Genomic DNA, 12436 nt, shown 5'->3' with positions numbered 1-12436 from the left:
GGGGCGGGTGGTCGCACGGACCGCCCGCCCCCCGGTCGTGGTCGTCGGTGTCAGCCGCTGAACTCGGCCACGTTCTCCTTCGTGACCACCTTCACCGGAACCATCACCGTCTCGTCGATCTTCTTGCCCTCGGCGGCGCGCAGCGCGTTGTCCACCGCGATCCTGCCCAGTTCGCGCGGCTGCTGCGCGACGGACGCGTACAGCGTGCCCTGTTCGACCGCCTTGAGGCCGTCCGGCGTGCCGTCGAAGCCGACGACCTGGACCGACTTTCCGGCCTTGGAGCCGAGCGCCTTGATCGCGCCGAGCGCCATCTCGTCGTTCTCGGCGAACACGCCGTCGATGTCGGGGTGCGCCTGGAGCAGGTTGGTCATCACGTCGAGGCCCTTGGTGCGGTCGAAGTCCGCGGGCTGCTTGGCGACGACCTTGATGCCCGGGTAGTCCTTCAGCCCCTCGGCGAAGCCGGAGCCGCGCTCCCGGCTGGCGGAGGTGCCCGCCTGACCCTGGAGGATGACGATCGTGCCCTTCCCGCCGAGCTTCTCGGCGAGCGCCTTGGCTCCCTGTCGGCCGCCGGCCACGTTGTCGGAGGCGACCAGCGTGGACGTCTCGGCCTTGTTGACGCCGCGGTCCACGGCGATGACGGGGATGTCCGCCTTGTTGGCGGAGCGCACCGCGGGACCGGCCGCGTCCGAGTCCACCGGGTTGACGACGATCGCGTCGAGGCCGCCGCTGGTGAAGTTCTGCAGCTGGTTGGCCTGCTGGGAGGCGTCGTTCTGCGCGTCGGTGACGGTCAGGTCCAGGCCCTGCTTCTTCGCCTCCTCCTGCGCGCCCTCACGGACCTGCACGAAGAACGGGTTGTTGAGGGTCGACACGGACAGGCCGACCTTCTGCGCCTTCGTCTCCGAGGAGCCGTTGTGCAGGAAGGACAGCGCGCCGACGACCGCCGCCGCGACCACCGCGGCGAGCAGATAGGTCGCCGCCTGCTTCTTCCTGTCGCCCCCGCCCGGCGCACCGGACGAGGTCGGGGTCGCCCCCGCCTTGCGGCGCAGCGTGTCCAGGAGCACGGCCAGCGCGATGACCACGCCGATCACGACCTGCTGCCAGAACGCCGACACCGACAGGAGGTTGAGGCCGTTGCGCAGTACCGCCAGGATCAGCGCGCCGATCAGCGTCCCGGACGCCTTGCCGGTGCCGCCCGCCAGGGAGGCGCCGCCGATGACGACGGCGGCGATCGCGTCGAGTTCGTAGCCCTGCGCGGCCTGCGGCTGCGCGGAGGACAGCCGGGCGGCGAGCACGATGCCCGCGGCGGCGGCGAACAGGCCGGACAGCGCGTAGATGGCCAGCTTCTGCTTCTTCACCCGCAGCCCGGACAGCCGGGCCGCCTCCTCGTTGCCGCCGATGGCGTACATGGAGCGGCCGATGTACGTCCGGCCGAGGATGAACGCGGTGATCAGGCCCATGACGATCATCACGAGCACCGGCACCGGCAGCCAGCCGCCGAGGGTGTCACCGAGGTGCGAGACGGAGTCGGGGAACGGGATCGGGGAGCCCTGGGAGATCACCAGGGACAGACCGCGGGCCACCGACAGCATGGCGAGCGTCGCGATGAACGACGGCAGCTTGCCGTACGACACCAGGATGCCGTTGACCAGGCCGCACGCGATGCCGGTGGCGACGGCCAGCAGCACCGCCAGGGGCACCGGGACGCCCTCGGAGGTGGCGCTCCAGGCGAGGACGGTGGCCGACAGGGCGGCGACCGAACCGACCGACAGGTCGATGCCCGCGGAGACGATCACGAAGGTGACGCCGAAGGCGAGGATCGCGACGACCGCCGCCTGCACACCGATGTTGAGCAGGTTGTCGGCGGTCAGGAAGTCGCCGGACAGCGCCGACATGGCGATGACGAGGACGATGAGCGCGGTGAGCGCCCCGTTGTCGAGCAGGAGGCGGCGCAGGCCGCCCGAGGCGGAGGCCTTGCCCCCCGCGCCCTTGAGCGTGTCAGTGGCCACGGGGGGCCTCCTTGTCGGTCTGGTCGGTGGTGCCGTCGTTCTTGCCGCCGGCGTCCGTGCCGGTGTCCGCGCCGGTGCCGACCGCGAGGGCCATCACGGCGTCCTGCGTGGCGCCCTCGGCCGGCAGTTCGCCCGCGATGCGGCCCTGGGCCATCACCAGCACCCGGTCGCTCATGCCGAGCACCTCGGGCAGGTCACTGGAGATCATCAGCACGGCGGCACCGGCCGCGGTGAGTTCGTTGATCAGCTGGTAGATCTCGACCTTGGCGCCGACATCGATCCCGCGCGTCGGCTCGTCGAGGATCAGCACCTTGGTGTCGGCGAGCAGCCACTTGCCGATGACGACCTTCTGCTGGTTGCCGCCGGAGAGGGTGCGCACGTGCTGGCCGAGGCCCGCCATCCGCACCCCGAGCTGCTCGGCGATCCGGGCCGCCGCGGTGTGCTGGCCCTTGAGGTCGACGAGGCCCGCGCGGGTGGCCGACCGCAGCGTCACCAGGCCCAGGTTCTCCTCGACCGAGGCGTCCAGGACGAGGCCCTGGCCCTTGCGGTCCTCGGGGACGAGCCCCACCCCGGCCGTCATCGCCGCGTTGACGTCGTGCGCGCGCAGCGCGCTGCCCGAGACCGTCACGGTCCCGCTGTCGTACGGGTCGGCGCCGAACACCGCGCGGACGACCTCGGTACGGCCGGCACCCACCAGTCCGGCGATGCCGACGACCTCACCGGCGTGCACCTCGAAGCTGACGTCGTGGAAGACGCCGTCGCGGGTGAGCCCCTCGACCCGGAGCAGACTGTCCCCGGCCTCGGGCCTCCGGCGCGGGTACTGCTGCTCGATGGACCGGCCCACCATCAGGCGGACGAGTTCGTCCTCGGGCGTGGTGGCCGGGACCTGGCCGACGCTCCGGCCGTCCCGGATGACCGTGACCCGGTCGCCGAGGGCGGCGATCTCCTCCAGGTGGTGCGTGATGAACACGATGCCCACGCCGTCCTCGCGCAGCCTGCCCACGATGGAGAAGAGCCTGTCGACCTCCTCGGAGGTCAGCACGGCGGTCGGCTCGTCCATGATCAGCACGCGTGTGTCCAGGCTCAGCGCCTTGGCGATCTCGACCATCTGCAGGCGTGCGATGCCGAGTTCGCGGACCCGCGCGGTGGGCGACACCTTGACGCCCACCCGCTCCAGGAGGACGGCGGCGTCGGCCTCCATCCGCTTGCGGTCGATCATCCCGAAGCGGCGCGGCTGCCGCCCCAGGAAGATGTTCTCGGCGACCGTCAGATCGGGTACGAGGTTGAACTCCTGGTAGATGGTGGCGATCCCGAGGCGTTCGGAGTCCTGCGCACCGTGGATGCGCACCTCCTCGCCGCCGACCAGGATGCGGCCCTCGTCGGGGGTGTAGGCGCCGGACAGCATCTTGATGAGGGTGCTCTTGCCCGCGCCGTTCTCACCGAGCAGCACGTGCACCTCGCCGCGGCGCAGGTCGAAGTCCACGCTGTCGAGGGCGACCACGCCCGGGAAGGTCTTGCGGATGCCCTCGATGCGCAGCAACTCGTCCGGGTTGCTCACGACGTACTCCTTTGTACGGGGGACTGGATGGGTGCCGGCGGTTCGGACGCCGGCGGTTCGGACGCCGGGGGCCGGGGGGCCGGGGGCCGTGGGGCCGGTTCGCCGCACGAGCGGCGTACGACGAGCCGGGCGGGAAGGGTGACGGACTCACCGGGCCGCCCCTCGATCCGGTCGACCAGCGCGCGCACGGCGGCCCGCCCGAGGTCGCCCGTGGGCTGGGCGATCGCGGTGACCGGCGGATCGGTGTGCACGAACCAGGGGATGTCGTCGAACGCGGCGAGCCCGATGTCCTCGGGAACCCGCAGCCCGCGCGCCCGGACGGCGTCCAGCGCGCCGAGCGCCGTCAGGTTGTCGGCGGCGAAGACGACCTCGGGCGGCTCAGGCAGGCCGAGGAAGCCCTCGGTGACCCGGCGGCCGCTGTCGGCCTGGAAGTCGCCCTGACCGATGTAGGCCTCGGGGAGGGGGAGCCCGTACGCGCCGAGCGCCTCACGGAAGGCGTCGACGCGCTCGCGCCCGGTCGTGGTGGCGGCCGGCCCGGCGATGATCGCGAGCTGCCGGTGCCCGAGCCCGTACAGGTGCGCCACCAGGTCCCGCACGGCGGTCCGCCCGTCCGAGCGGACCACGGGCACGTCCACGCCGGGGATCCACCGGTCGACGAAGACCATCGGCGTCCCCGCGCGGGCGGCGTCCAGCATCCGGGGCGAGCCGCCGTCGGTGGGGGAGACCAGCAGTCCGTCGATCCGGCGGTCCAGCAGGGTCGTGACGTGGTGGTCCTGGAGGTCGGGCCGCTCGTCGGCGTTGCCGATGATGACGCTGTAGCCCAGCGCGCGGGCCTCCTCCTCGACGGAGCGGGCCAGCTCGGTGAAGTACGGGTTCATCACGTCGCTGATGACCAGGCCGAGGGTGCGGGTCTGGTGGGTGCGCAGCGACCGGGCGACGGCGTTCGGGCGGTAGCCCAGCCTCTCCACGGCGGCCAGCACCCGCTCGCGCGCGGCCGCGCTGACCGACACGTGGTCGTTCAGGACCCGCGAGACCGTCGCGACGGACACGCCCGCCTCGGCGGCGACGTCCTTGATGCCCGCCATCGCCTCCACCTCCTTGTGGAATCGATTACACCGGCTGTGCACCAAGGATTGGAATCGATTACACGAAGGGAGACAAGGGGGTGGAGGTGGCCGACATCAAATCGTGACCGGGGTGCGGAGCGCAGTCGGCGCCCCCTCTCGGCACCCCTCGCGGCGGACCGGAACCGCTTGCTCACGGCCGGCGTCGGGGTGTTCATGGAGCAGGGCGGGAGCACGGTGGGCGAGGAGCCGGCGGGGGCGGAGTTGCCGCTCACCCTCTTCCTCGTGGCGGCGATATCCACCGTCGTCGGAGGGGCGGCGATCCTGTCCCTGGTCGGCCTGACGATGTGGGCGACGGCGCCACTGCGGCGCCGCAGGCGGGCGAAGACCGAGGGCGGCCGGGCTCCGTCCGGTGGAGCGCGTGATCACTGGGCTGCGGCGACGGAACGCCTCGACCGGCGTGGGCCGCGGGCGGCCGGGCGTCGGGGTGCGGTTCAGCGCCTCGGAGGCGTCGGTCGTCACGCCGGCGGCGGAGGCGACCCGCCGGTCGGGTCGGCGACGGACCGCGTCGGGTGGTCCTCGGGCGGCCGGTCGTCCGGCGAGGGGGCAGCGGCGAACCCGGTGCGGGTCGCATGCCCGGAACCGCTTGTCCACCGCCGCCGCGGATACCGGAACCCCCTGCGTGAATGATCACGAGCACGGGCGGTGGCGGCATCTGCACATCTGCCGGGCGGGTGAACCCGTAGGCGCGCTCGAACGGCACCGAGTCGCCGAAGACGTACGGCTCCTTGTTGCTGTGGCGCCCCCTGTACAGGTCGGAGTGCACCTGGATCGTTCCGGTGCACGGGTCGACGATCATGTAGTGCGGGATGCCCATGGCCGGACAGTCGGCCGGCTTCTCGTCGTAGTCGTTGCTCGGGTTGGACGGCGAAGCGTACAGAGTTGTGCTTCTTCCACAGAAAATGCAACTGCCGGATGGCGTCCCTCCGGGTAGTACAAGGGATCTGAAGATGGCGTTGCGGGTCGGGATCGGTGGCGCTGCTCGGCGGGGCGGTCGGCTGTTCGTGCGGGCGGTTTTCCTCGGCTGTCCGCGGGATGCGGTCTCGATGTGTGCGATGCCGGGGAGCCCGTCCGCGCCCCGGGGAGTACGCACCGTCCCGAAGTCGTGAGCACTTCGGCCACTACTGTCCTGATATGGCTCATCCGAGCGTCCAAGTGACACATTCCCGCCGACTGCTCACGGTTTCCGGCAAGGCAGCCGTCTCCGGCCCGCGGCGCTGGGGCCACGCAGAATCCCCGCACCACCCGAGGGGGACACCGTCTGGAGCTCGGGCAATCCTGGAACCCGACAAGGGCTGTGTGCATGAAGCCGAGCGGCTTCTCGACAGTGTCCGCGGGTGGAACGAACGCAAGCGGCGCCTGTGCGCACAGGCTTGTGTGCGCACAGCGTGGCAGCGCCTTTCCGAGACGGGCCTTCTGTCCTCCACGAACCTGGCCCACCCGTGTGAGGGAGCGGGACCTGAGCCACGCCACCCACGCCGGCCATGCATCCGGCCGGGGGTGTGCGCCGGACCCGCCGAACCGCTCGAACGGCAAGCTCGCCCTTGAGGAACTCGGTGGTCCGGGGGCGGTTTTCCTCGGGGCCATGACGACGGCGCCGTGGCTGAGCCGGGCTCTTGCCGCCGGTCGGCACACGGGTGCGCACGGCCACCCTCTTCCACTCCGCGGCGTCGAGTGGTTTTCCTTGCCGGGTATCGCCCATGACCGCGATGGCGTAGGGCAGAGTGCGGGCCGGCTCGGTGAGGCTCGCCCACGTTGTCGGCATGAGCTTCGTGCAGGGGGCGCGGATCGAGCCGTTGCTCCTGGGCCGGACACCGAGACGGGGTGGTCGGCGGAGTGGCCACCGCGAGGTGATCAACGCGATCGCCTTCGAGCGTGGGACCGGGACGCGGTGGGTCCACTCGCCGGAGGAGTACGGCGACTTACGGGTCCGCCGGCACGCGGCCGGAGCCCGGAAGAGGGGCCCCGGCCGGCGCACCGGCCGATCATGCACGGCCGACGCCGTCCAGTTCGGCCACGTCCTCGTCGGAGAGGGAGAGTCCGGCGCCTGTGATGTTCTCGCGCAGGTGGGCGGTGGACGAGGTACCGGGGATGAGCAGGATGTTCGGCGAGCGTTGCATCAGCCAGGCCAGCGCGACCGACATCGGCGTCGCCTCCAGCCGGCTCGCGACCTGGGAGAGGGCCGCGGACTGGAGCGGCGTGAAGCCGCCCAGGGGGAAGAACGGCACATAGGCGATGCCGTCGGCGGCGAGGTGGTCGACGAGGTCGTCGTCGTGACGGTGGGCGAGGTTGTACATGTTCTGCACACACACGATCGGGGCGATGCCGCGCGCCTCGGCGACCTGCTCCGCGGTGACGTTGCTGACGCCGAGGTGTCGGATCAGACCCTCTTGTCGGAGGGCGACAAGTGTTTCGAACGCTTCGGCGATCGAGTCCTGCCGGGGGCCCTGGGCGTCGCCCATGCGCATGTTGACCAGGTCGAGGGCCTCGACGCCGAGGGAGTCGAGGTTCTCGTGGACCTGCTGGCGCAGGTCTGCGGGGCGCCGGGCCGTGGGCCAGCCGCCCTGCGCGTCGCGGGTCGCGCCCACCTTGGTGGCGATGAACAGCGACTCCGGGTAGGGGTGCAGCGCTTCGCGGATCAGCTCGTTCGTGATGTGCGGTCCGTAGGCGTCGCTGGTGTCGATGTGGGTGATCCCGAGGCCGACCGCCTCGCGCAGAACGGCCAGGGCGCCGTCGTGGTCGGCGGGCGGCCCCATGACCCACGGGCCGGCGAGCTGCATCGCGCCGTAGCCGAACCGGGTGACGGTCGAGTCACCCAGCCTCCAGGTTCCGCCGGGAAGAGGAGGTGTGAAGGCGGTCTCCATCGCAGTGCCTTTCGTTTCTTGCCGGGGATGGTGTCTCCGTCCCCCTTGCACCAGCATTGGAGACCTGCTTCCCATCGGGAAGTAGGCACTCTGAAGTGCGTAACTACCCCAGAGGTTGGCAGTGAGATCAGTGACAGCGACGAAGGCCGAGAAAAGGGCACAGGCCAAGACGGAGTACAACGCGTTCCTGGCGGTGTGCCCCAGCCGTCAGCTCCTCGACCGGATCTCGGACAAGTGGGTCGTCCTGATCCTGTGCGCACTGGGTGGTGACGCGTCCGAACGATCCGGCGCGTCGCACGTCCCGAAAGCGATGCGCTACTCCGAACTCGCCCGGCTGCTGGCGGGCGTCAGCCAGAAGATGCTGACCCAGACCCTACGGGCCCTCGAACGCGACGGCTTGCTCACCCGCACCGTGACACCCACGGTCCCCGTCACCGTCACCTACGAGCTGACCGACCTCGGCCTCTCACTCCACCACCTGACACGCGGGCTCAGGCAGTGGGCGCAGACCCACATGGACCAGGTCCTCACCAGCCGCGAGAAGCACGACGCAGGAGCTTCCTAGCGAGGACGGTGTTCTCCGTCTTGGCCGAGGGCTGGGATGTGTCCGACCGTGAGGGACGCGCAGTGGGCGGATCGAGCCGCTGCTTCCGGACCGGACACGCGACCGGTCCTGCGGCCGGAACAACGGGCGGCTGATCCGAACGAGACCGCTCAGGCGGTCTGGAGGAGGGCGGCCAGTTCGCACCACACGTACTTGCCCCGGTCGCCCTCCCGGGTCAGCGGCTGCCATCCCCACACGTCGGCGCAGGCCCGAACCAATGCCAGACCTCGCCCCGACTCCCATTCCTCTTCCTCCCACTCCTCCCGCTCGAACGGCACCGGCGGCTCCGGTGGTTCGGGGTCCGCGTCCCACGCCCCGATCCGCAGCGTCCCCGGCGGCGACCAGCGCACGCGCAGGGCGGCGGGGCCCTTGGTGTGGCGTACGGCGTTGGACACCAGCTCCGCCGCCAGCAGTTCGGCGACATCGACGAGGCCGATCAGCCCGTGCATGGTCAGGATCAGCCGGAGGGTGCGGCGACTGATGGTGACGGCGCGGAGATCGTTGGGGATGTGGAGGGAGTACTCCCACGATGCGTTTTCGGGCATGCGTCAACTCCGTTCGGTGAGGGAGGGGTTCGAGGGAGGGGGACGGTGTCATTGCCGCAGGCGTCACGACAGGGCGAAGCGGTGCACTTCCGGCGCCCTTGACTTCACAGGGTGTGCGTTGTGTCACTGACGGTAGGTCTAAATGTAGAGATGCGGCAGGCGGGTCGCGTAATCTGCCCCCGAACGAGTCGCGTCTGCGGGCGCGTTGGATCAAGGGGTGGGCGAGAGCTTTGAGGCGCGAACCGACGGCACGTCAGATGCGTCTGGCGACTGAACTGCGCAGACTCCGAGAAGCGGCAGGCCTCACTTCCCGGCAGGCGGCAGCACTGCTCGGAGTGAGCCCCACCCAGATCACCCACATCGAGTCCGGACTCGCAGGCGTGAGCGAGGAACGCCTCCGTCGCCTCGCGTCCCACTACGCCTGCACGGACCAGGAATTCGTCGATGCGCTGATCGCCATGGCCACCGGCCGGACACGCGGCTGGTGGGAGGAGTATCGAGGCCTCCTGCCCACGTCATTTCTGGACCTCGCGGAACTGGACCACCACGCCACGTTCCTGCGTGAGGTGGTGGTGCTTTATGTGCCGGGCCTGCTGCAGACAGAGGATTACGCTCGCGCTGTTTTCTCGTCCAGGGTGCCGGAACTGGCCCGGGAGGAACTTGAGTTGCGTGTCCACCACCGAATGAGACGTCAGCAGCTGGCTACCCCGTATGAGTTGGTGATCCATGAGTGCGCCCTGCGCATCAGGGTCAGCGACCGTGCCGCCTCCCGGGCTCAACTCGCCAAGCTCCTGGAGCTTTCCGAGGAGGATCACGTCACCGTCCGCGTCATCCCCTTCGACCTGGACGGCTTCGCCAGAGCTGCGAGCGCCATGACCTATGTGGGCGGTCCGGTTCCCAAACTGGACACGGTGGTGCGTGACGTGCCCCATGGTTCGGCCTTCATCGACTCCGAAGCCCAGCTCGGTGCTTTTCGAACGCGCTTCCGTAAGGTGGAAGCCGTGTCGCTCGACCCCGGACGGTCGCGTGACTTCATCGACAAACTGGAGAGAGAGCTGTGAGGCACTCCATGGACAACTGGCGGAAGTCGTCCTACTCGGGCCCCGACGACGGCAACGACTGCGTGGAGATCGCGAACTCCCTCACCCACGTCGCCGTCCGTGACTCCAAGGCCCCCGCCCGAGCCACCCTCACCTTCCCCACCACCGCCTTCGCCCCCTTCCTCGAAGCCCTGAAGGAGTCGGCGAGGGAGCTGTGACGCGTACGCGAGGCCGTCGCTGACACGGGGCTCAGGGGTGCGGCGGCAATGCCTGCGTCCGTTCCCCGTATCCGGCGAGGTAGAGCCTCAGGCGTGTCAGGTCCTCGGCCTCGACGAACACCTGTTGCCCCCAGTGCGCGGTGAGGCGGTGTGCGACCTCGACGAGCCGGCGGCGGTCCTCCGGCGTGTACGCCGGGAAACGCGCAGAGCCGTGGTCGGCGATCTCGTTCCCGAGTTCGCTGAAGAGCACGCTTCGGAAGCGCTGCTCCTCCTCGTCGGTCAGCGGTGCGGCAGCGGCCTCGGTGGGACGCAACCGGACGTTGTAGAGGTCTCGCGTCACGTGCGGCTCCGCCATCTGCTCGAGTCGGTTCGCGAAAGCCTACCCACTCCGGCCTCTCGGGCGGGGTCCGGGCTGTCACGCCCCACGGGTCCCGTCGAACAATGTCCAACCAGTCCGCGGCGGCCCCCGGTGAACGGCGGCTCGCCGTCCGTGGCGTCCTCCCATGCCGGCCTCGCCCTCGGCCTTGCCGTCGGACTCGGCTGTCGTCATCCAACCATTAGTCGAACAAGGTTAGTTGATGACGTGACTACTGTTCTTGGGAGTGCATGAGTGTGGTCTACTCGGCTCTCGTGACGAACGTTGGGGAACGGCGACTTTTCCACTTCACGCACGTACGCAACCTGCGCGACATCCTTATCGAGAAGCAGTTGGTCTCGGACGCCGTCATGCAGAGCAGGGGAGGGGTGCTGCTGGAGTGTGGGGACAGGGAGGTCAAGGCCGAACGGCGCACCCGACGGATCACCGTCCCGCCGTACGGTTGCCCAGCTGACTACGTTCCGTTCTACTTCGCTCCGCGGTCCCCCATGCTGTACGTGATCAGCCGGGGTGGCGTGCCGACGTACCGGGAGGGACAGACGCCCCTCGTCTACCTCGTCACGTCCGTGGGTGCGGTTGCGGAATCCGGAAGGCCCTTCGTCTTCAGCGACGGCAACTGCGCAAACGAGATCACCCAGCACTTCACGACGCTGGGTGAGATGCCCACTGCCGTCGACTGGGAGATCATGACGGCTCGGTACTGGGCGAACACGGCTGACGACGGTGACCGGATGAGACGCCGCATGGCTGAACTTCTGGTCCTCGAACACCTCCCGGTCACCGCCCTGCATGAGGTCGGGGCTGATGATCATGATCATGCTCAACAAGCGCATCGCTTGCTCAGAGAGGCGGGGGCCGGGCTCCCGGTGAGTGTCAGACGTGAGTGGTACTACTGAGTTGACGGAGGGGGTCGGACCCCCCAAGGGAAGGACGGCGATGATTACGCGCGGCACCGGCAATCTGCTTCTGGCGGATGTCGATGCCCTTGTGAACACGGTCAACACCGTGGGTGTTATGGGCAAGGGCATCGCCTTGCAGTTCAAGCGGGCCTATCCGGAGAATTTCAAGGATTACAAGGCGTCCTGTGATCGCGGGGATGTGACGGTCGGCCGAATGCATGTGCATGAGGTCGGACAGATGGCGGGCCCCGGTTTTATCATCAACTTCCCGACCAAGCGTCACTGGCGCGCGCCGTCCCGGATCGAGGACATCGCCTCGGGGCTTGTCGCATTGCGTGACGAGATCGTCGAGAGGGGAATCGGGTCGATCGCGGTCCCTCCGCTCGGGTGCGGCAACGGAGGTCTTTCCTGGCGTGAGGTCGAGCCCATGATTCGCCAGGCGCTGGGCACGATCCCCGGGGTCGAGGTCCGGGTGTGGGAACCGTCCGGCGCACCGAGTGCCCCCTCCATGCCGAACGCCACCGAAGCGCCCCCCATGAACCGCGAGCGTGCCGCTTTCCTTGCTGCGCTCGACCGCTATATCCGTAGTGGAATCTCGCGGGGGCTTGCCTTTGAGCCTCGCGTTTCGCTGCTCGAAGCGCACAAGATTTCATATCTTCTGCAGAAGTTGCGGCTGCCTCTGGGTCTTCATTTCGAAAAGGGGATCTACGGTCCGTACTCGCAGCCCTTGGACAGGGCGGTATCGGCGATGGAGGGGCACTTCATCACGGGGTATGGGGACGGCACCAGTGGAGCTCAGGCGATCCTTGAAATTGACAAGGGCTCCGTGGACGAAGCCGAGCGGCTTCTTGAGCAGTACCCGGAGTTCGAGGAGATTGCGACTAAATTCCACGAGCTGACGGCTGGTTTCGAGGACGCCTTCGGCATGGAACTCCTGAGCACCGTCCTGTTCGCTGCAGAAGAATTGGTCACGCCGCCACCAAGCCCTGACGCCGTTGCAGCGTGCATCAGCGGATGGAATGAGCGTAAGCAGCGCATGTTCACGCGGGCTCATGTGCGCACAGCATGGCAACGTCTGTCCGAGGCCGGCCTTCTGCCCTCCCATGAAGTCGGCTCACCCGCGTGAGGGAACAGGCCCCGGCCCTCGCCGTCCCGCCAGGGGCCTTCGCCCCCTTCCTCCAAGGGCTCAAAGCGGATTCCCG

The 12436-nt window shown here is 69.0% G+C and carries 12 protein-coding genes and 1 pseudogene; 6 read left to right on the top strand and 7 right to left on the bottom strand.

The window, feature by feature from the left end:
- Window positions 1-50: 50 nt before the first annotated feature.
- Genes ACVW19_RS11670 through ACVW19_RS11660 form a run of 3 tightly spaced genes read right to left on the bottom strand, consistent with a single transcriptional unit; the run spans window position 51 to window position 4649 of the window.
- Window positions 51-2006: an ABC transporter permease/substrate-binding protein gene (locus ACVW19_RS11670; protein WP_457459029.1), complete on the bottom strand. Its 1956-nt coding sequence runs from the start codon at window positions 2004-2006 to the stop codon at window positions 51-53.
- The gene (locus tag ACVW19_RS11665; RefSeq protein WP_457459028.1) at window positions 1996-3564 is read right to left on the bottom strand and encodes a sugar ABC transporter ATP-binding protein; all 1569 of its coding nucleotides are present in this window, start codon (window positions 3562-3564) and stop codon (window positions 1996-1998) included. The genes ACVW19_RS11670 and ACVW19_RS11665 overlap by 11 nt, the downstream gene beginning before the upstream one ends.
- Window positions 3561-4649, bottom strand: a complete 1089-nt coding sequence (locus tag ACVW19_RS11660; protein WP_457459027.1) for a LacI family DNA-binding transcriptional regulator — start codon at window positions 4647-4649, stop codon at window positions 3561-3563. Before ACVW19_RS11660 ends, ACVW19_RS11665 begins: the two co-directional genes overlap by 4 nt.
- Before the next feature lie 168 nt (window positions 4650-4817).
- Here ACVW19_RS11660 and ACVW19_RS11655 point away from each other — a divergent pair, with 168 nt between their 5' ends.
- Entirely contained in the window at window positions 4818-5318 is a 501-nt protein-coding gene (locus ACVW19_RS11655; protein WP_457464900.1) for a hypothetical protein, read from the top strand.
- 64 nt (window positions 5319-5382) lie between these two features.
- Here the strand turns inward: ACVW19_RS11655 and ACVW19_RS11650 are convergent.
- A pseudogene (locus ACVW19_RS11650) lies at window positions 5383-5559 on the bottom strand (Uma2 family endonuclease); the annotation flags it as partial.
- Between the two features lie 1114 nt (window positions 5560-6673).
- On the bottom strand, window positions 6674-7552 hold the full coding sequence (locus tag ACVW19_RS11645) for an aldo/keto reductase family oxidoreductase (RefSeq protein WP_457459025.1): 879 nt from the start codon (window positions 7550-7552) through the stop codon (window positions 6674-6676).
- Between the two features lie 130 nt (window positions 7553-7682).
- On the opposite strand from ACVW19_RS11645, the gene ACVW19_RS11640 reads away from it, so the two are divergent.
- On the top strand, window positions 7683-8117 hold the full coding sequence (locus ACVW19_RS11640; RefSeq protein WP_457459023.1) for a winged helix-turn-helix transcriptional regulator: 435 nt from the start codon (window positions 7683-7685) through the stop codon (window positions 8115-8117).
- A gap of 149 nt (window positions 8118-8266) precedes the next feature.
- On the opposite strand, the gene ACVW19_RS11635 is transcribed toward ACVW19_RS11640, so the two are convergent.
- On the bottom strand, window positions 8267-8701 hold the full coding sequence (locus ACVW19_RS11635; protein WP_457459021.1) for an ATP-binding protein: 435 nt from the start codon (window positions 8699-8701) through the stop codon (window positions 8267-8269).
- A 257-nt stretch (window positions 8702-8958) separates the two neighbouring features.
- Between ACVW19_RS11635 and ACVW19_RS11630 the strand changes: the two genes are divergently transcribed.
- Complete coding sequence (locus ACVW19_RS11630) at window positions 8959-9762, top strand: helix-turn-helix domain-containing protein (RefSeq protein ID WP_457459019.1); 804 nt, start codon at window positions 8959-8961, stop codon at window positions 9760-9762.
- 8 nt (window positions 9763-9770) lie between these two features.
- On the top strand, window positions 9771-9959 hold the full coding sequence (locus tag ACVW19_RS11625; RefSeq protein ID WP_457459017.1) for a DUF397 domain-containing protein: 189 nt from the start codon (window positions 9771-9773) through the stop codon (window positions 9957-9959).
- A gap of 31 nt (window positions 9960-9990) precedes the next feature.
- Here the strand turns inward: ACVW19_RS11625 and ACVW19_RS11620 are convergent, their stop codons facing one another.
- Window positions 9991-10314 carry a hypothetical protein gene (locus tag ACVW19_RS11620; RefSeq protein WP_457459015.1) on the bottom strand — a complete coding sequence of 108 codons (324 nt, stop codon included), beginning with the start codon at window positions 10312-10314 and terminating at the stop codon, window positions 9991-9993.
- A 251-nt stretch (window positions 10315-10565) separates the two neighbouring features.
- On the opposite strand from ACVW19_RS11620, the gene darT reads away from it, so the two are divergent.
- Window positions 10566-11231: a type II toxin-antitoxin system toxin DNA ADP-ribosyl transferase DarT gene (gene darT / locus ACVW19_RS11615; RefSeq protein WP_457459013.1), complete on the top strand. Its 666-nt coding sequence runs from the start codon at window positions 10566-10568 to the stop codon at window positions 11229-11231.
- 40 nt (window positions 11232-11271) lie between these two features.
- Window positions 11272-12360 carry a type II toxin-antitoxin system antitoxin DNA ADP-ribosyl glycohydrolase DarG gene (gene darG / locus ACVW19_RS11610; protein WP_457459011.1) on the top strand — a complete coding sequence of 363 codons (1089 nt, stop codon included), beginning with the start codon at window positions 11272-11274 and terminating at the stop codon, window positions 12358-12360.
- Window positions 12361-12436: the final 76 nt, after the last annotated feature.

It is taken from the genome of Streptomyces sp. TE5632 (assembly GCF_054061295.1).
This window is presented reverse-complemented; position numbering and strand designations above follow the sequence as displayed.